The following is a 20,445-nucleotide window of genomic DNA, read 5'->3' as shown; positions in this document are numbered from 1 at the left end:
ATCACGAAAACCGGTTGACTTATTTATTCACAGTGGTTTAATTAAGTCAACTGTCAGGCAGCAATTTACGCTTCCCGTACCGTTTGGGTGAGGCAAAATCAGAGGGTTTCATGAGTAAAGGTAGTAATTCCAGTGGATTGCGTCGCTATAACGAGCGGGTGCTCATCAGTGAGCTGCGCCGCCTTGGCTTGGCCTCCAAATTTGAGCTAGCGAAGCTTGCCAACCTCACGCCTCAGGCAGTGACACGTATTATTGACGACCTGGAGCAGGCCGATTTGGTTGTGCAGCGTGGCAAAGTGCAACGTGGGTTAGGCCAGCCGTCCACAATGTATGCGTTAAATCCTAAAGGCGCATTTTCAATTGGCGTTAATGCTGGGCGCAACGATATCCAAATTTTGCTGATGGATTTTTGCGGCAATGTAATGAGTAAAGTCGCCCACGAATTTACGTTACCTGATCCGGATTTTTTGATCGATAAAGTGGTCCAGGGCGTGAATTATTTGCAGGGCAGTTTAGCGCCGGCGTTGCAGCCGCGTATTGTGGGTGTAGGTTTGGCGATGCCCTGGTTTATGGGCGCTTGGCAGCGAGAGTTAAATATGGATGATGAGCTCGCCCAGCGGTGGAATGCGTTTAATCCGCGTGAACAATTGGTAGGGAAAATTCATCTTCCGGTATTTGTGGAGAATGATTGCTCTGCCGCTGCTGCGGCAGAATTAAAATTAGGTTGTGGGAATAGCATCAATAATTTTTTGTATATTTTTATCGGCACTTTTGTAGGTGGCGGTGTGATTTTGCATGGCGAACTTGAATCCGGCGTACATGGCAACGCAGGCGCTCTGGCGTCCATGCCGGTAACCCCGTCGGCGCTGGATACAGTGCCACCGGTTACGGGGCCCTTTGAAACTCTTGCTAATCGTGTATCGATTTATGCATTGCGCCGCCATCTGAATGCGCGCGGATTTCCGATTAATAATATCTCCCAGTTATCTTCACTGTTGCCCGCTGCACAGGCCGCATTAGATGAATGGATTGAGGATGCGATTGATGCTTTCTCGTTCGTTATTTTTTCTGCCACCGGCGTGTTGGATTTGGAAGCGATTGTTTTGGATGCGAATTTACCGCGTGATCTGGTGCAGGTTCTGGTGGATAAGTTGGCAGAGCGAGTCAATTTATTAACACCCACTGGTGTGCTGGCTCCGCAGGTGTTAATCGGAAGTATCGGGCAGGATGCGCGCGCCATTGGCGGTGCGATATTGCCGTTTTATGCGAACTTTTCGCCTGATAAAAATGTGATGTTATCCGGCGATTAAATTTTTACGTTAACCCGTAAGGGGATTTGAGGCTCTATGCTGCAGTTAACTGACAAGTGGGTATGGGATTTTTGGTTTGCAGTTGATGGTGATGACTATCATTTGTTTTATCTGCAGGCGAATAAATCGCTGGTAAATCCGGATTTGCGCCATTGGAATGTGTCGGTTGGGCACGCTTGCTCCCGTGATTTAAAAAACTGGACAATTCTGCCTGATGCTATAGCACCTACGAGTGGCGATGATAATGCAGTTGATTCTTTCACTACCTGGACGGGGAGTGTTATTCGCCATGGCGACGAGTGGTTGATGTTTTACACTGGCACCAAGCGCGCTGAAAAAGGTTTGGTGCAGCGTGTCTGCCTGGCGCGCTCTGCCGATTTAATTCATTGGATAAAACACGATAAGAATCCCATCGTGGAATTGGATGAACGCTGGTATGACGGGCTAAAACTGGAGTATTGGCACGATGCCTCCTGGCGTGATCCCTGGATAATTGTCGATAAAAATTCGGCGGGCGATCCGCTCTACCATATGCTGGTAACCTGCCGTGTCAATCGCGGTGAACCGGATGGGCGCGGTGCGATCGGCTACGCAAGTTCCGCCAATTTAATTGATTGGCAAGTGGGCGATGCCTTTTTAGCGCCCGGTTGGTTTGGTGAAATGGAGGTGCCGCAAATACAAAAAATCGGTGAGCGCTATTATTTATTTTGCTCTGTCTCCACCCGATTCCACTCGGCCGCGCACAAAGCGCAGCAAGGTGTTGTGCCGCAAACCGGCGTTAAATATTTTTCATCTGCCCAACCCATGGGGCCGTATGGCGTCATTGGCAATGGGTTCCTCACTCGCCCTGAGCAGGATGGCCTTTATGCTGGCCGTATTATTCAAGGGCCGGACGCCAACTGGTACTTCATGGCGTTTCTGGGTAATGATGATCAGGGCGTGTTTCAGGGAGTAATTATCGACCCCATTCCTGTCCGTCAGGCTGATGATGGCAGCTTGTCCCTCGCAGATTAACGCACCTCACTGTTCTCCCGAGTAGCAGCGTCACCGTCGAAAAGCCCCCGAGAGGGGCTTTTTGCTGCTTTACGCACTTTGTGACCACTCTTCTTAATCCTAAAAGATCTATGGAGCCACAATAGGATGAAAAAAAGATCAATTAATCTTCTTGATATTATTAATTCACAGTGATTTAATTAGTTGAGCCTGAGCGATTAGATAGCAAAACAATTAATCGCTAGCATCGGAAAGACATTGCGTTCTACGTTCTAGCAGTGCTTATCGCCGGGGAATTTTCCCGGCTCTTTTTATTCTTTGATTAACTCATCTGCCCCTGATGATTTGGGGGTAGTTGCTGGTGGAATTTTTATGCAAAGCCCATCCAACGCCAATGTAATTGCTGCACTTGAAGCGGGCGGGACAAAATTCAATTGCGCATTGCTTGATACCGAACTCAATCTGATTGCGCAGGCCGCATTTGAGACTACAACACCTGCACATACTCTTGCCGCTGTGCGCGATTTTTTTCGTCAGAGTGTTGCGGCGCACGATGCGCAGTTGATTGCGATGGGTATTGCAAGTTTTGGTCCGGTCGATTTGATGGCAGATTCTCCGACTTATGGATACATCACCAATACGCCCAAACCTGGTTGGTCAAACACCGATATGTGCGGCTATTTTGCGCGCGAGTTAAATGTTCCCATTACTTTTGATACCGATGTTAATGGTGCGGCCTGGGGTGAAAAAGTAGCGGGCTCGGCACGCGACCTGAGCGATTTTATTTATGTCACCGTGGGCACGGGAATCGGTGCGGGCATAGTAGTTAACAACGAGCTGGTGCATGGCATAAGACATCCAGAAGTGGGTCACATGTTGATGCCGCGTGATCAGCTAATGGATAACTATGCGGGTTGCTGTCCGTTTCATTTGGGCTGTCTTGAAGGCTTGGCATCCGGAAAATCGATTGAATCGCGCTGGGGAGTATCCGGAAAATTTTTGAAAACGGATCATCCTGCCTGGCTGCTAGAGGCGCAATATCTCGCGCTGATGTGTGCCAATCTGACGCAGTTATTGGCACCACAAAAAATTATTTTGGGTGGCGGTGTGATGGAGCAGCCGCAATTGTTACAGATGATCCGCGAATACTTTTTGGTGTGCCTCAATGGCTATGGTCCCGCCGCCGTTCTAGAGCAAACTGAGAGCTACATAGTGAAAACTAACTTGAATGGTATGGCCGCTATTTTGGGCATTGCAGCGCTGGCCTTATCGCAGCTCGCAGAAGAGCCTTCTAAAAGATAAGATTTCAAACAGTTTTTATTTTTCCGCAAGCATCTGGCAAAAACTCGCCAGATTTCGTCCGCCGGTTTCCGGCGGGCTTTTTTCAAATGATTTTAGAATAACGGACCTGATTACCGCTCTGCACTGGCTTCTGCAAATATTCATCAAACACCATGCAAACACGGCGAATTAACAAGCGTCCTTTGTTGTGCACGCGAATACCGCTATTATCAACTGTGACTAAACCATCTTCAATCATTGGCGCAAGCTGCGCAATTTCTGCGGCGAAATACTCTCTGGGGCTGATGGTAAATGCCTGCTCCAGTTCGGCAAAATCCAACCGTAAGTGGCAAATCAAACTGTTGATAACAAAACGCCGCAGCTGATCTTCATCATTCAAGGTAAAACCGCGTGCGATGGGCAGTAATCCCAAATCCAGTTTTTGTTGATAGGCATTGAGATCTTTCGCATTTTGAACGTAGATGTTGTCAATCATGCTGATGGAGGAAGCGCCCACTGCAATTAGATCGCAGTCTTTATGAGTAGAATAGCCCTGGAAATTGCGCTGTAATTTTCTTGCTTGCTGTGCGCGCACCAGTTCATCTTCCGGTTTGGCAAAGTGATCCATGCCGATGTAGATATAGCCCGCCGCTTCCAACGTTTGAATCGCAAAGTGTAAAATATCCAATTTTTCAGCTGCGCTGGGTAGTTCCTTATCGCTGATAAGCATTTGGCTTTTAAAAAGATGGGGCATATGCGCGTAATTAAAAAGCGACAAGCGATCCGGATTTAAATCGATAATTTTTGTCAGTGTCTCTTTAATACTGGAAAGGGTTTGCAGTGGCAGGCCGTAAATGAAATCCATGCTCACCGATTGATAATGTTGCGCGCGCAACCCTTGCATTAATTCGCTAACTTGCTCAAATGTGTTGTAGCGATTTACCGCTTTCTGCACGCGTGGATCAAAATCCTGCACGCCCATGCTCACGCGATTAAAACCCAAGTCACGCAAATGCTTCATTGTATCTATGCTGACCCGCCCCGGGTGAATTTCAATCGAAAACTCACCCTCGGAATCATCAGCCAAGCGAAATAGTCGGCGCGTCGCATGCATTAGCAGCGACATTTCGTCATCGCTAATAAACGTGGGCGTGCCACCACCCCAATGCAATTGTTTTACCTGACGGCGGTTGTCAAATAAATCCGCATAGAGCGAAAGTTCCTGAATCATGCGGTGGATGTAAGGTAGTGAACGGCTTTTGTTGTTGGCCACAATTTTATTGCAGCCGCAGTAATAACAAAGGCTGTCGCAAAACGGAATGTGAAAATAGAGTGACAAAGGGCGCTGCGCTTGATTGCTGCGGGTGATTGCATGGAGTAGCGTGGTCTCAGTAAACGACTCCTGAAATTGCGGGGCAGTAGGGTAGGATGTATAACGGGGTCCGGCCAAGTCATAGCGGTTGATCAGGTTATTATCCCATTCAATCTGTTGTGTGAATGCTGACATAGGCGGGCTTCCTCTTGGTGTGTCTGCCTATGGTAAAAATTTGCGCGCCGCGCTGAATTGATGTGGATCAAGCCTATAATGGCGGCTCGTTGATAGCCTGTGGTTTTTTATGATGGACACAACAAGCGCATACCCTTCAGAACTCCTGCTGGATCAAATAGCAGACGCTCTTACGGGGCCGGGCTTTATGGTTCTCGACCAGCCGCTGCCCGCATCCCTGATTCAAGGCTTGATTGAACATTTGCGCGCACAGCAAGCGGCACTGGCGCCGGCTGGCGTTGGGCGTCAGGGCGATTACCAGCGCAATCTGGATATTCGCGGCGACGCTATTCAATGGCTCGAGCCGGGCGATCCTGCTGTCACAGAATTTTTATCATGGATGGATAAACTGAGGTTGGGGATCAACCAGCGGTTATTTCTCGGACTGTTTGATTACGAGAGCCACTATGCTGTTTATGCCCCGGGTGCCTTTTACCAAAAACACCGCGACGCCTTCAGAGGGCAGCCGGGGCGCAAACTTTCCACCGTTTTATATTTGAACCCTGATTGGGATTTAATGGCTGGCGGCGAATTGGTGCTCTATGATGAAGCGGGTGAGAATGAATTGATTCGTCTTGCACCACAATGTGGCAGGCTGGTGATTTTTTTGAGTGAGGATTTCCCACACGAAGTGTTGCCCGCCAAACAGTTCCGGCAGAGCATCGCAGGGTGGTTTCGCATCAAGGCCATGTAGATAGTCTGCGAAATTGTCAAAACTCTCTTTTATCTGAGGAAAATGCCTTCACGGTGGCGGTCTGTATCACCATAACAGTACCCGCCAGCGCTTGAGGGAGCCAATACACATGGCGTTCGCCTGTGAGCGTTGTTGCCGGCAAAAGAATCGCGGCTGTTGGCAACGAATTTGCAAGTAGTTGGATGTAGCTTGCTGAAATTCTTCTGGGACGGGAGAAATGGAAACCAGGGATGCGTTTTCAGCAGGCGCTATAACAATGCTAAGAATGCATATCAAAGTGAGGCCGCGATGCTGAAGGAAGTCACCATGAGTGAAATGAAAATAGATTGGCAGAATTATCATTCTGGCCACTTCTACGATGAATTGATCAGCGCGCCAGGCCAACCCCGCCCAGAAACACGACATCTCGCCCAATATCTCGCCTCCTTGTCCGGGCAAGAACTTCAAGACCGAAAACTTTCTGCAGAATTAGCCATTAAAACCATGGGCATCTCGTTCACGGTTTACAGCGACGCAGGCAACATTGATCGTGAATGGCCGTTCGATATTATTCCGCGCATTATTCCGCAGCGTGAGTGGCAAAAAACCGAGCGCGGCTTAATCCAGCGTTTAACGGCACTGAATTTATTTATTAACGATATTTACAACGACCGAAAAATTATCAAAGACAAAGTAGTGCCTGCCTATTTGTTTGAAGATTCAGTGAATTTCCGCAAAGAATGTATTGGCATGAAACCGGCTTACGGTGTCTGGTCGCATATTTGCGGCAGCGATTTAATTCGCGATGACAAAGGCGAATTTTTTGTATTGGAAGATAATTTGCGTGTGCCTTCCGGTGTTTCCTACATGCTGGAAAACCGTAAAGTGACCAAGCGTGTATTCCCTGAATTATTTGAAAACCACAACATTGTCCCGGTTACCGATTACCCCAACCAATTGTTTGATACGCTCGCATCATTATCACCACGCAAAGCGGATCGCCCTGAAATAGTCGTGCTCACTCCCGGTATTTATAACTCTGCGTATTTCGAGCATTCCTATCTCGCGCAACAAATGGGTGTGGAATTGGTTGAGGGTAGTGATTTGGTAGTGGACAGCGATGACTGCGTGTATATGCGCAGCATTGATGGATTAAAGCGTGTTGATGTTATTTATCGCCGCATCGACGATTTATTTTTGGACCCGGATATGTTTAATCCGGATTCAGTACTCGGTGTGCGCGGCTTGATGCGCGCCTGGTTAAAAGGAAACGTCGCACTCGCCAACGCGCCGGGTGCCGGTGTGGCCGATGACAAAGTGATTTATACCTTTGTACCGGCAATGATCAAATACTATTTAGGTGAAGAGCCAATCCTGCCGAATGTGCCAAGTTATTTGTGTGTGGATAAAAAGCAGTGCGACTATGTACTCGCTAATCTCGACAAACTTGTCGTAAAACCAGCTAACGAATCCGGAGGCTACGGCATGATTATCGGCCCGCAGGCGAGCAAAAAAGAATTGGACGAATTTGCGCTGCGCATTAAAGCTGATCCGCGCAATTACATGGCGCAGCCGTTAATTTCGTTATCGACCGCACCGATTCTCACTAACGGTAATGCCGAGCCGCGCCATATTGATTTGCGTCCTTTTGTGTTGCAGGGTAAAGATCACTGCGTAACGCCCGGTGGGTTGACGCGTGTTGCTATGCGCAAGGGCTCCTATGTGGTGAATTCATCGCAAGGTGGTGGCAGTAAAGATACCTGGATTGTGGTGGAGGACTAAACCATGTTATCACGCGTAGCTGAACGAATTTATTGGTTAGGCCGCTATATGGAGCGCAGCGAAAATATTGCGCGCCTTGTGAATGTGAATTCAAATTTATTGTTGGATCTGCCCGCCGGTGTTCGCGTCGGTTGGGGTTCGCTGATCGATATCAGCGGTACCGGCAGTTACTTTGAGTGCGATACTCAACTCGCCGACGAAAAAACCGTTGTTAACTTTATTCTGGCGGACAAAAAGAATCCGGCATCCTTAATTAACTCACTCAGTTTTGCGCGCGAAAATTCCCGCATCACCCGTGAGACCATGCCGATGGAAGCCTGGGAATTAATTAACGATTTGTATCACTACATCCGCGACCGCGCCGACAAAGTCACCTCGCGCCGCGACCGTAGCATTATTTTGCTCCACGTGATCAGCAGTGTGCAGCAGTTTACCGGTTTGCTTGCTGGTTGTATGAGCCACAATAACGCCTACGATTTAATTCGTATTGGCCGCAATCTTGAACGTGCCGATATGAGTACGCGCATTGTGGATGCGGGCTTGGTCAATCTCTTGCCGCACTTATCGGCGGGCGGTACGGAAGTATTGGAACCCTACGACAATATTTTGTGGATGAGCGTACTGCGCTCGTTGAGTGCTTACCAAATGTATCGCCAACATGTGCGCGACCGTGTCAACGCCAATGCAGTAGTGACTTTCTTATTACAAAACGAAGATTTCCCGCGCGCCGTTGCACACTGCTTAAAACAATTGGAGCAGTGCTTGTGGGCATTACCAAACAGCGAAAAAGTGTTGGCTTCTATCGTCAATATTCAGCACAAATTGGATGAGGCGGATCTGGATGAGTTATTAAAGTCCGGCCTGCATGAATATATCGATGAGTTGCAGTTGGAAATCGGCAACCTCCATTTCAAAATCGCCGAAACCTGGTTCCTGCCGGTAGTCATGGCGCAATCCCAGGAGCAAAAGTCTGCATAAACCCTTTTATTAATTTGTCTTGCGTGTTGTCTCTCTGAGACCTCTGACCCGCCCAGCGGGTCTTTTTTTGTCCTCACATTCAGAGTGTTAAGCTGTTTGAATCGTTATAACAATAAACCAACCAGCTTTTGAAAAAAAGTTATTTGCCTAATTATTGCACTTCCTATAAATTGGCGCCGTTTTTTGTATGGATGGATTTTTAATTTATAAGAATTTGTCTCATGCTTTTTGTGTAGAAGCAATCTAAACATAATGAATTTTTAAGCTTTATATGCTTGAGCGATAACCGACTTCTGCTGTGATTTTCAGTACATGCCTGCTAAGGAGCTAGTAAGTTAATGATTAACTCTCATAGACAAATTTTCCAAAAATTCACAATTATAAAATATATTTTAATCATATTTTATTTCTTTGGTTTTAATTCCTACGCTCAAACTGTTCCGCCAATACCGAGTATTTGGAGTAGTACAACAAATGGTGTTGTAACCATTCATTGGAGTACACCATCAGCAGATGTCACGAGATACGAGCTTTCTGAAGATGTCGATGCGAGACTATATACATTTGCAGCAGGGGTAAATAGTTTTAAACCAAGTATAACAGGCAATAATATTTGGTATTCGATAAGAGCATGTAATGGCCCTAATAGCAATAACTGCAGTCGGTTTTCGTCATATTTGCCGGTAAATATTCCCGTTCCCGCTGCAAGTAGTACGCCGGTAAAATCAAGTTCATCCAGTTCAAAACCCAGCTCTTCCACACCAAAGTCAAGTTCTTCCAGCTCTCTTGCGCAACCCGTTCCAGCACAACCAGCAACTGCAACGCTCGAAGCCGATAGTGTTAATAATCGTTTCACGATTAATTGGAGCAATGTTTCCGCTTACAAATATGAACTTCAATACACGGGTGCTTCCGATACAGTCCAAATAGGAACCAATTGGTACGCCGGACCTACATTGTATTCGGGTACTTCAACAACAGTGGCGAAATCAAGCGTTACTGAATTTGTTATTTATCAGTGGCGTGTTCGGGCGTGTAATAGCAGTAATGTTTGCTCTGCCTGGACTACTACACGCAAGAAAACATTCCCGGCTATTCCTGTTCCATCCACCACCAGTTTATTGTCGCCGACGACCGGTGCTACTGAGCCGCTATTGCCTTGCTTTAGTTGGAAAGTAGATCCCAATGCGCTGGATGCAACCATCACCGTCAGTACAACAACCGATTTTCCAGAGAAGCGCTGGCAATTAAATGTTGGTAAAGATGCTGAGGCAGCGTGTTTCAGTTCGAGTTGGTTAGCCAAAGGTTTGTATCCTGAAGAAATCGGTAATCCCGTATTGGTCAATGGTACGACTTATTATTGGCGAATAGTAACCACTATGGCCAGTGGTCTTGCATTTACAGAAACGCGCAGCTTCAAAGCTTCAACAGCGCAACCAGTGCCAGCACAACCAGCAACTGCAACGCTCGAAGCCGATAGTGTTAATAATCGTTTCACGATTAATTGGAGCAATGTTTCCGCGTACAAATATGAACTTCAATACACGGGTGCTTCCGATACAGTTCAGATAGGAACAAGTTGGTACGCCGGACCTACATTGTATTCGGGTACTTCAACTACAGTGGCAAAATCAAGTGTTACTGAATTTGTTATTTATCAGTGGCGTGTGCGGGCGTGTAATAGCAGTAATGTTTGCTCTGCCTGGACTACTACGCGCAAGAAAACATTCCCGGCTATTCCTGTTCCATCCACAACCAGTTTGTTGTCGCCGACGACCGGTGCTACTGAGCCGCTATTGCCTTGCTTTAGTTGGAAAGTAGATCCCAATGCGCTGGATGCAACCATCACCGTCAGTACAACAACCGATTTTCCTGAGAAGCGCTGGCAATTAAATGTTGGTAAAGATGCTGAGGCAGCGTGTTTCAGTTCGAGTTGGTTAGCCAAAGGCTTGTATCCTGAAGAAATTGGTAATCCCGTATTAGTCAATGGTGCGACTTATTATTGGCGCATAGTGACCACTATGGCTAATGGTCTCGCATTTACTGAAACGCGGAGTTTCAAAGCAAGTTCGGTTGCACAACCAGTGCCAGCACAACCAGCTACGGCAACTCTGGATGCAGATAGCGTCAATAGTCGTTTTACGATTAATTGGAGCAATGTTTCCGCGTACAAATATGAACTTCAATACACGGGTGCTTCCGATACAGTTCAGATAGGAACAAATTGGTATACAGGTCCTACATTGTATTCGGGTACTTCAACAACAGTGGCGAAATCAAGCGTTACTGAATTTGTTATTTATCAGTGGCGTGTGCGCGCCTGTAACAGTAGTAATGTTTGCTCTGCCTGGACTACTACGCGCAAGAAAACATTCCCGGCTATTCCTGTTCCATCCACCACCAGTTTATTGTCGCCGACGACCGGTGCTACTGAGCCGCTATTGCCCTGCTTTAGTTGGAAAGTAGATCCCAATGCGCTGGATGCAACTATCACTGTCAGTACAACAACCGATTTTCCAGAGAAGCGTTGGCAATTAAATGTTGGTAAAGATGCCGAGGCGGCATGCTTCAGTTCGAGTTGGTTAGCCAAAGGTGTGTATCCTGAAGAAATTGGTAATCCTGTATTGGTGAATGGCGCGACTTATTATTGGCGCATAGTGACCACTATGGCTAATGGGTATGCCTTTACTGAAACGCGGAGTTTCAAAGCAAGTTCGGTTGCACAGCCTGCACCAGCACAACCAGCATTTGCAAGTTTGGAAACGGATAGTGCAAATAATCTTTTCAAAATTAGTTGGGCGAGTGGAGCTGCCTATAAATACGAACTCCAATATTCAGGTGAGGCGCCAGCGACCTTTGCTGGTGGTCAGTTGAATACAACCCCGATTCCGCTTGCTGCTGGTGGTACTCAAGGATGGGGGCAATCTTTTATTCAGTCTATTAATGCCACAGGTGGAACTTTAAAACTAAATAATGCCGATGCAGTGACAGGGGCCATAGGTGTTGCAGGTTCTGGAACAACAGGGGCAGTTGATGATGAAATTCAGAATGGTGAATTACTTACCCTAACTTTTGATGCCCCAGTTAGTGATGCAAGTTTTGGTTTCGCCAAACTCGATTACAACGTGGCGGCAGGTCATCAGATTGGTTTGTGGATTGCTTTTTTAAATGGTGTAGAGGTTGGACGCAGTGAATTTAGGCCTACAGATACAACTCGTACAGGAACAGTGCAAGTAAAAAACACGAGCGGCAATTTTATCGCATTTGATCAGATTCGTTTTGAACCTGCTAAACCGGGATCTGACTATGTAGTCACATCATTTTCTGCTGTGCGCGGTGCAACCAATGCTGAGTCCGTGGGTACAAATTGGTACACCGGGCCTACATTGTATTCGGGTACTTCAACAACAGTGGCGAAATCAAGCGTTACTGAATTTGTTATTTATCAGTGGCGTGTTCGGGCGTGTAATAGCAGTAATGTTTGCTCTGCCTGGACTACTACACGCAAGAAAACATTCCCGGCTATTCCTGTTCCATCCACCACCAGTTTATTGTCGCCGACGACCGGTGCTACTGAGCCGCTATTGCCTTGCTTTAGTTGGAAAGTAGATCCCAATGCGCTGGATGCAACCATCACCGTCAGTACAACAACCGATTTTCCAGAGAAGCGCTGGCAATTAAATGTTGGTAAAGATGCTGAGGCAGCGTGTTTCAGTTCGAGTTGGTTAGCCAAAGGTTTGTATCCCGAAGAGATTGGTAATCCTGTATTGGTGAATGGCGCGACTTATTATTGGCGCATAGTGACCACTATGGCCAATGGTCTCGCATTTACTGAAACGCGTTCTTTCAAAGCCGATGCTACAGCGGTTGGTGATTTGGGTTTCTCTGTAGTAGCCAATACACTTGCTCGTAGCTTCACGATGAAGTGGAAAGGTATTCGGAACGTCCATAGTTATGAATTTGTGTATCGAAATTCTGACCGATTGGAGGATTTGGATGCGGCCTCATGGACTACATTTCCAGAGGCACTGTCAGCGACTCAGTTCGCTAGCGGGACATTTGAGTCCAGTATGCAGCATTACGAATACACCTATATTCAGTGGAGATTGCGTGTGTGCATGACTGCTGTTGATTGTGTTGAAACAATGTCGAAAGTTAAAACTAATCAGCAGTCTGCCGGTGTTACAAGTGTTGCTGCACTAACGCCAACCAATAATGCTCAAGTAGATGCCTCAGATGAAAATGCCCCCTGTTTTACATGGTCGTCGGATGCTAACGCATCTTCATATACTTTGACGTTAAGTGATGTCCCTGATTTCACTGAGCGTCGTTGGCAAAAATCAAACTTGAAAGTGACAACAGCCTGTTGGGATAACGCTAAAGATTGGGTTCGCTCAGGTGTATATAGAACCCAGCTTCCAGCCGGTTTGGAGGTCGGTAAAACCTATTATTGGCGGATAGTAACGAACAATAACGATGGGACACTTGGTTTTTCAAATACCAACTCATTCAAGCTTATTCGCACTGCACCGCAGATTGAGGTTGCTATAGATTTACCGTCAAGCAGTTTTGTTCTCACGTGGAATGAAGTTCCTGCAGAGAAATATGAACTTCAGGCTCGATACACTAATACTGTGGCAGAGATCGAAAATGCTAATTGGCAAGGCATAACGCTTGCTAATCCCTTGACAATAAATCACACAGAGCCATTTCAAAAATACCAAGGCTACTTTTATGTTCAGTGGCAGTTGCGCGCTTGTCAGTCGGCCAATGTATGTGGTGCGTGGCAAAAATCCAGAATTAAAACTACTCAGTCGGGTGCAGTGCTCTCAAGCATCAATCTCACTGCACCCGTGAATGGATCTACTGTTGATGTTGCAATTGATCAAACAGTGCCTTGTTTTAAATGGAGTGCTGATGAGGGGGCAACCGACTATTTGGTTACGGTTAGCGATACCACTGAATTTACTGAGAAGCGTTGGGTGAAGTCAGTTGTCGGTGCAACGGAGATTTGTTGGAATAATGGTGATGGCTGGTCACGCGCGGGCATCTATAAAGATGAATTACAACAGGGGCTCTCTCGCGGGTTTAAATATTACTGGCGAGTAGTTTCTCGCTATCCAAATGGTAACTTGGGTTTCTCACAAACGAGCAGTTTTGAGATTAAAGACTCCTCCGTGCCAGTTATCGCGTTGATATCTCCAGATCCCTTAGAAGATGCCCGTGTATTTATCGGCAGTAATGTTCCAGTAATGGCTAATGTCTTTGATAACTATATGCGTAACTGGCGTAACTTGGATGGAAGGCAACCCACGGTTGACTACTACTTAAATAATTCCATATTACCAGGTGGGACACGTGTGCCTGCAGGCACGCCAGTAAATTGGATGACAGATAAGACGGGCGTATACACCTTAAAGGCTGTTGCGTATTTGGATGATGCTAAAACACTTAAAACACTCGAAGCTGAAGTCCATGTTGTAACACCGCAGGCGCCCACATTCGCAATACAAGCAATTGGCAGCGCGAATGCGGGCAGTGCGATTGAATTAATTGCCAATGTGACTGACCCGGATCAACAAACTGCACATGTTACGTTTTATGCAAACGGCGAACCTGTGGGCAAAACAAGCGAAGCTCCACCTTATAAAACCCGGTGGACACCGACGGTTGCAGGTAATTATGTGCTTACTGCAAAGCTGATAGACAAGCGCAGTAATGAAACTATCTCTGCTGTAAAAAATGCTGTAGTTCACCCATCATTACTTTCAACTGATGGATTGAATTTTGTATCCGATTTCGGTGATGTCGCTAATCAAAGTTGGAGAGTGATGCCGTTGGAGCAGTCCGATGTGTTGGCGGTAAGTCTTGCCAATACAAGTCGCATTAGTTACAACAAACTCGGCAAGTTATTGATCAATCGCCCGCTGAAAATTATTAATCGCAGCGACATGTACGATAACGAAATAGTCCCGCAATTAATAGTGTTGGACGCAGGTCAGATTGAACTCAACAGTAGCATTGAAATTGTGGGTGAACCTGCCGATCTATTAATTCTCAATGCGACAGTGTCAAATGCAATCCGCTGTAAGAACTGCGGCTTTATCAATGTTGAACGAGCGGTATTGGCAGTTGCAACACCGGTTAGCCCTCTCTTATCGGCAATGACCCAGGTTGGTCAATTGCAAACGCGTGCGGCAGGCGTAATTGATGTTGATAATTTACAAGCATCAGGGGTGGTTTCTCTTGAGCTTATTGCAAATACCCTCTCCACTAAGGGGCAAATCAATACCAATCTGTATGCAAATGAAGAGTGGGTTGCCAATTCAACAGTTGGAACAAATACAAAGGAATTAATTGTAAAAGACGTAGCAAGTGTTGAATCTAAAGTAGTCGGTTCAGGCGGCGTAACTTTGCTACAAGGGTTTAATACAGTTAATTATGAAACACTGGAAATAAATAATACTAAGCCAGCGAGTAGTGTGTTTAATTTGCAGGCCTTCATTACGTCAGGTGCGATTAATATTTTCACGACTGATGCCCTTCAGGTGAGTAGTGGATTATCGACGCAATCATCTTATAGAAGGGCGCAAACCTATCGCGGTCAGTTGCGTGCACAGAAAGAAGAAATTGTATTGAAAAGTTTGAGTGCCTCAACAGTTGCTCCGGCAATTGCGGTAAATGCGGGCGTGCATTCTGATGCATCTGTGAACCTGATTGCACCCTCTATCAGTATTGCAAAAGATGCAGGAATTCAGGCGAGTAAGATTGACATAGCCAGCGACGGTACGCTCAGTAATATTGGTTACATTCGTGGTTATGTTGCCTCAACTCCTGTGCGTCCTGCCGGTGGTGTTCCTACGATAGATTTGCGCGTGGGTAATATGGATAACCGTGGTGAAATAAAAACTTTACATAATTCGTTGAGTGCAGACAATAAAGCGACAGAGTTGACAGTAGGTGAAATGCGTATCACAAGCAGTGGTGATGTGTATAACCGCTTTGGTGGATTACTTCAGGCGGAAAAAATTGCGGTTGAGTCAACTAATGGAAAAATTCGCAATGGTTCACTTTATCGCTATGACAATAGTAGCAAAGAAGCAGAAGCTATTAGTCAGGTAACGCATCAATCATTGCCTATGGCAACTCATACAACACTGAGTTTCCCTGCTAATCAACCGCCATTAAACAATATAAAAGCCCGAATTATAGGTGTTGAGGTTGCGCTCAAGGCAAAAACATCTATCGAAAATATCAATCCATTTACTGAGCCTGCTGCAACGGGTTCCGTATTGCTAACTCAGGTTTCTGAGCGGGCAAGCCAACATATTGAAGACGTGTCGATTAATGCAAGAAATAAATTAGGCATTACTGCTGGGGGCTACATATTGAATTCATCTGCCCTCTTGGGGGTTGCTGAGGCAGGAGTAGAAAATGCGTTGAGTTTGAACAGCCCGCGTATTCGTAATGAGCGCTATTACGCTGCACTCACAATGGAGAAGTTCAGTGATTACGATCAGGTTCAGCGTCAGAGTAGCGGTAACAATATCAGCATTACCAACTGGGCGAAGGGGATTCAATCACGTTATACCTTCTACTCACCACCGGGCTATATCTATTCATTTGCAAAAGCTGAAATGAATTTCGGTGATAGCAACCTGGCGGATCAGGGTCTGATCAATAATCTTTCCTATATTGATATGTATGCGGATCTGAATATCTTTGGCAAAGGCGATATTACATCGCGTGGGCTTAGCCTTGAGAAGCTCGCCTATGAGGAAGGTAGCACTACAGTTGTTTCTTTGTCGGAATGCATATCCATTCCTTACCATAACGGGCCTTTGTGTTCCTTGCCGTCATCCACTTACAGTAAGACGCCGGATGGCAAAATAATTAAACAATCTCCTGACAACACCTTGTTTGCGGTGAATGGCAATATTTCGGCGAAGAATAGTCTTTTCAAAGCTCGCAATGATCAAAGCCTGACAATTTTGCGTGAGAATCTTGTAGCTGAGACTATATCGGCTGAGTTGGCCAAACCTGTAAATGGGCCTTGGGATATCCGGTGTAAATCGAGCAAAACCTCTTCTGTTGATGGTGATTTAATTATTATTGAAACTCATGTATCGACCGGCGGTGTAGCGAATATCACTTGCGTACCACCGGGCGATAACAGTGGCAGTAATGGTTTTACCTTCAGGCAGTATCTAAGCATTACCACATTAATGCAGGATAAAATTCCTTCGTTGGGTGCAAATGCAAGTAACCAAATTACAGAATTTGAAGCCTGGTGGAAGGCTGCACAATAAGAGGGAATTATGATGAAAATTACCAAAAACAAATCCAGAAAAAGCTACATATCACTCAAACAACGTATTACCGCTGCCTTTATGGTAGTGGTATTGCTGTTGCAAATCTGCCTGCCCACCGTTGCCCTGGCGAATGTGGCTTGGGGTAATAATTTTAATACTCAAATCGCCACTGAATTAAATTCTCCGCTGTTTGTAAAACAAACCGCTGCGGATGCAGTGGAAGCCTATACCGGTGCATTTTTTATTCACAAAAATGTATTGGACACACGCAACATCCAATCTCTTCATGACAAATACCCAGCAGGGTTAAAAGATGCCACGGCAGGGCAATTAATTGGCGATACCTTTGTACAGACACGGTTGATCCGTGCGCAATACCGTGCACAAATGGGGCGGTTCTTTTTTATTGGCGTCCTGCAACCGGAGTTGATGGAGTCGGAATCCATTAAAACGCTTTACGATAATGCGGAAGTGTATGCACGCAACAATAATTATCGCTTTGGTGAAGCATTAAATGGAGCTAGTGTCAGCAAAGACATGATCTGGCCAGAAAAACGCCGTATAGGTACTGCGGATTATCTTGTGCCGGTAGTGTATCTGAGCCAATCAACGCTCGAGAAGAGAATGACCGGGCATCTGGTTGCGTTCAATAGCAATGCTGCATTTGCAGGCATTATTCTGGATTTTACTACGCTGGTAACGGGTAATAATTCCATCATCGAAGGCATGCGCGGCATTATTAATAATGGCGCAACCATCAGCTCTCCCGGCAACCTCACCTTAAAAACCAGCGGCACACTTGCCAATATGGGCGGCACTATTACTGCCGATGACAACATTGCTATTTATGCGGGCGATGTTGATAACAAAACGCTGCTGATTCCCTACAAAGATAAAAATGGCCAGGGCACACGTGTCGGTCAGGTAGCGAGTATTGGTGCGGGTGGAAATTTACTGATTGAATCCTTGAGTGATATTGAATTTTTAGGTGCACAAGGTAAAGCGGGCGAAACTATTACACTGCGTGCAGATAACAATATTGTTATTGGACCAGTTATCACTGAAGGCCAGAGTAATACCCAGCAAGGTCATTGGGAAATCAATAAATCCACCACTGACTTAATCATGTCCCGCCTTGCGGCAGAAGACACACTGAGTTTGATTGCGGGTGGTGTTATTAACATTACCGCGTCGGAATTAATTAGTACTCGTGGTGGGATTGAGTTATTAGCGGGTGAGGGGATTCACATTCTGGATGAGCTCGAACAGACCAGTATCCAAAAAGAAGACCGCAAAGGTAAAACCAAAGGCACTTCGTCAGAGTTCAGAACAGAAGCTGTACGCGCGATTTTAAGCGCGGGCAAAGGTGTGTTGTTGGATTCTGAGCACGGCGATGTTGTGCTTAGAGCTACGCAACTGACCAGTACTTCCGGTACTGAAGTCTATGCAAGAAATGGAAAAGTCCATTTGCTAATGACCAAAGAACTGGAAGAGTTCCATTTACAGACCACTCGCAAAGGTACATGGACAATCAAAACCCGCACGGAAGATATTGTTCATGAAAACAATATTCAGAATGCGATTCTGGGTGGGCTGCAGGTACAGGCTAAGTATGGAATTAATGTTGAGTACACCGGTAAGGAAGGTGCCACATTAAAAGAGCAGATCGAAGAATACCGCAAGATGCCAGAAATGAAATGGATGGCGGAGCTTTATGACCAAGCGGTTGTTGACGGTGGGCAAAATGTTAACTGGGAAGTGATAGAAGAGGTTCATAAGGAACTTAAGAAAACTAAACGTAACCTTAGCCCTGCGGCAATGGCAATTATTGCGATTGCGGTATGTGTTGCGATGGGGCCCGCGGGAGCAGGTTTGATTGGCTCGGGTGGAAGTATTTCAGCTGCGGTAGTAACTGCAGGAGGAAATGCAGCTTTGGGTGCTGCGCTATCAGCTGGAGCAGTTGCCCTTACCACACAGGCCGCTCAGAGTTTGGCGTCGGGAAATAATCTACGCGAAACAATCAGTGGATTTGATAGCAGCGACAGTTTGAAATCACTTGCTGTTGCGATGGTTACTGCCGGTGCGATGCAAGCTGCTCAGGTAGACATGTTTCAGGTTCCTGAAGGGGCGTCAGTGGATGCGCTGAATCTCGCAAAGCAAGCTGGGCAAGCTGTTGTCAACTCTGCCGTCTCGGCCGGAGTGTCCACAGTGATTTATGGTGGTAATTCGGAGAATTTTCTTAGCTCTTTTAAACAGGGATTGATGACATCTGCTGTCAATAAAATTGGCGAGAAGATGGCTAATAAAATTGGCAGTGCCTATAAGGATGGTGACATCAATAATGTTGTCAGGTATGTGGCTCATGCTGGCGCAGGATGTGTGATGGGGATTGGGCTAGCCGGGGCGAGCAATTCTAGCAATGACGAGAGTTTGTCCTGTTTTTCTGGTGCGGGTGGTGCAGTAGTTGGTGAGCTTGCAGCAGATGCATACAAGGCACAAAAAATTGAGGATCTTGCCAAACAGTATGAGGGCTATGCCAGCCAGCTAAGAGCGCAGGGTGCAACAAATGCAACGATAGAAGCAGCTTTTCAAAGCCCGGAAATGCAGGATCTAATGAACCAACAAATGGCCGATTTAAAGGCAGTTGGCGTTGATTTGGCAAAGTTATCGGGTGCATTTGCTGCGCTTGCAGCTGGTGGCGATGTTTCGATTGCGGCGCAAACTGGAGAGAATGCCGCTAAAAATAATGCGTTGTTCTTAATTCCGTTGGCAATTATTGCTTTGAAAGCAATCGATGTTGCTTTAACCGCGAAAGAACTTTGGGATATCTACGATACCAACAAAAATAATCCTGAAGGATTATCAAAAGCTCTTGCGGAATGGCTAGCTATCGAAGCTGGTGGTGCAGCTGTTGGGAAGGTCATTCCCGGCTTTAAAACTGCACAAGAAATGATTGATTGGCTGAGAAAAAATGATGTCCTCAGCGTTAGTATGGTGGATGGAATTGAAAAGAGCTTTAAGGGGTTTAAAGGGGAGCAACCTGACAGTGCACCGAATGTACTCAACGATGCTCCTACGCCTGATAACCCGCTTGATCTGACAGCTGTTGGTGGTAAAGCCTCATTTGTGAAACAAATGACAGTTCCAAATAATGCTATAAGAAATGATGGTATTTTAGGTGAGCAAGTGGCTGAACAGATCATAGGTGATGCTACAGGTTTGACGTTCAGAACCACTCTTAAAAATAACTCAAATAATGGCGTAGACCTAATTGCGATTGATGAGAAAACTAATACTATTTGGATTATTGAGGTAAAAAGTTCAATCAATGGCCAGTTCCCTAGCGTGCAGAGCCAGAATCTCGTTACCAGGTCAAAGGATTGGATATTGAATGCATCAAATGGGAGTATAAATAATCAGCAGTTGGATCCAGCAGAGGTCGAATACGCACAAAAAATCCAAGATATGGTGAAAAATGGTTGGAATTTGAAACCCATGTATTCAACAGTAAGTATTCCTAAACCGAATACTACAGGGCCTGCAACAGTCACAATACAGCCCGTAATTTAA

The 20,445-nt window shown here is 46.0% G+C and carries 10 protein-coding genes; 8 read left to right on the top strand and 2 right to left on the bottom strand.

The window, feature by feature from the left end; translation table 11 throughout:
- Positions 1 to 110: 110 nt before the first annotated feature.
- The 3 genes from J2X05_RS19765 (at position 111) to J2X05_RS19755 (ending at position 3,605) form a co-directional block, all read left to right on the top strand.
- Positions 111 to 1,310 carry an ROK family transcriptional regulator gene (locus tag J2X05_RS19765; RefSeq protein WP_310075870.1) on the top strand — a complete coding sequence of 400 codons (1,200 nt, stop codon included), beginning with the start codon at positions 111 to 113 and terminating at the stop codon, positions 1,308 to 1,310.
- 36 nt (positions 1,311 to 1,346) lie between these two features.
- Positions 1,347 to 2,324, top strand: coding sequence for a family 43 glycosylhydrolase (locus tag J2X05_RS19760; RefSeq protein WP_310075866.1), 978 nt, complete (start codon positions 1,347 to 1,349; stop codon positions 2,322 to 2,324).
- A 351-nt stretch (positions 2,325 to 2,675) separates the two neighbouring features.
- A complete protein-coding gene (locus J2X05_RS19755) occupies positions 2,676 to 3,605 on the top strand; it encodes an ROK family protein (RefSeq protein WP_310075864.1) in 930 nt (309 codons plus the stop codon).
- Between the two features lie 82 nt (positions 3,606 to 3,687).
- On the opposite strand, the gene hemN is transcribed toward J2X05_RS19755, so the two are convergent.
- Complete coding sequence (gene hemN, locus J2X05_RS19750; protein WP_310075861.1) at positions 3,688 to 5,091, bottom strand: oxygen-independent coproporphyrinogen III oxidase; 1,404 nt, start codon at positions 5,089 to 5,091, stop codon at positions 3,688 to 3,690.
- A 109-nt stretch (positions 5,092 to 5,200) separates the two neighbouring features.
- On the opposite strand from hemN, the gene J2X05_RS19745 reads away from it, so the two are divergent.
- From J2X05_RS19745 to J2X05_RS19735, 3 genes are all read left to right on the top strand, one after another.
- Positions 5,201 to 5,824 (top strand): 2OG-Fe(II) oxygenase, encoded by a 624-nt coding sequence (locus J2X05_RS19745; protein WP_310075859.1) that lies wholly within the window; start codon positions 5,201 to 5,203, stop codon positions 5,822 to 5,824.
- 315 nt (positions 5,825 to 6,139) lie between these two features.
- Positions 6,140 to 7,585 (top strand): circularly permuted type 2 ATP-grasp protein, encoded by a 1,446-nt coding sequence (locus tag J2X05_RS19740; protein WP_310075980.1) that lies wholly within the window; start codon positions 6,140 to 6,142, stop codon positions 7,583 to 7,585.
- 3 nt (positions 7,586 to 7,588) lie between these two features.
- Positions 7,589 to 8,563 carry an alpha-E domain-containing protein gene (locus tag J2X05_RS19735; RefSeq protein ID WP_310075856.1) on the top strand — a complete coding sequence of 325 codons (975 nt, stop codon included), beginning with the start codon at positions 7,589 to 7,591 and terminating at the stop codon, positions 8,561 to 8,563.
- A 490-nt stretch (positions 8,564 to 9,053) separates the two neighbouring features.
- Here the strand turns inward: J2X05_RS19735 and J2X05_RS19730 are convergent, their stop codons facing one another.
- A complete protein-coding gene (locus J2X05_RS19730) occupies positions 9,054 to 9,419 on the bottom strand; it encodes a hypothetical protein (protein WP_310075853.1) in 366 nt (121 codons plus the stop codon).
- A 124-nt stretch (positions 9,420 to 9,543) separates the two neighbouring features.
- Here J2X05_RS19730 and J2X05_RS19725 point away from each other — a divergent pair, with 124 nt between their 5' ends.
- The gene (locus J2X05_RS19725; protein WP_310075850.1) at positions 9,544 to 16,872 is read left to right on the top strand and encodes an Ig-like domain-containing protein; all 7,329 of its coding nucleotides are present in this window, start codon (positions 9,544 to 9,546) and stop codon (positions 16,870 to 16,872) included.
- A gap of 219 nt (positions 16,873 to 17,091) precedes the next feature.
- Positions 17,092 to 20,445, top strand: a complete 3,354-nt coding sequence (locus J2X05_RS19720) for a DUF637 domain-containing protein (RefSeq protein WP_310075846.1) — start codon at positions 17,092 to 17,094, stop codon at positions 20,443 to 20,445.

This window comes from Cellvibrio fibrivorans (genome assembly GCF_031457055.1).
Classification (GTDB): domain Bacteria; phylum Pseudomonadota; class Gammaproteobacteria; order Pseudomonadales; family Cellvibrionaceae; genus Cellvibrio; species Cellvibrio fibrivorans.
The sequence above is the reverse complement of the archived record's forward strand: the minus strand, read 5'-3'. Positions and strand labels throughout refer to the sequence as shown.

Coding starts and splice junctions, on each gene's coding strand:
- J2X05_RS19765 (WP_310075870.1), top strand. CDS start 111: ATGAGTAAAGGTAGTAATTCCAGTGGATTGCGTCGCTATAACGAGCGG.
- J2X05_RS19760 (WP_310075866.1), top strand. CDS start 1,347: ATGCTGCAGTTAACTGACAAGTGGGTATGGGATTTTTGGTTTGCAGTT.
- J2X05_RS19755 (WP_310075864.1), top strand. CDS start 2,676: ATGCAAAGCCCATCCAACGCCAATGTAATTGCTGCACTTGAAGCGGGC.
- hemN (WP_310075861.1), bottom strand. CDS start 5,091: ATGTCAGCATTCACACAACAGATTGAATGGGATAATAACCTGATCAAC.
- J2X05_RS19745 (WP_310075859.1), top strand. CDS start 5,201: ATGATGGACACAACAAGCGCATACCCTTCAGAACTCCTGCTGGATCAA.
- J2X05_RS19740 (WP_310075980.1), top strand. CDS start 6,140: ATGAAAATAGATTGGCAGAATTATCATTCTGGCCACTTCTACGATGAA.
- J2X05_RS19735 (WP_310075856.1), top strand. CDS start 7,589: ATGTTATCACGCGTAGCTGAACGAATTTATTGGTTAGGCCGCTATATG.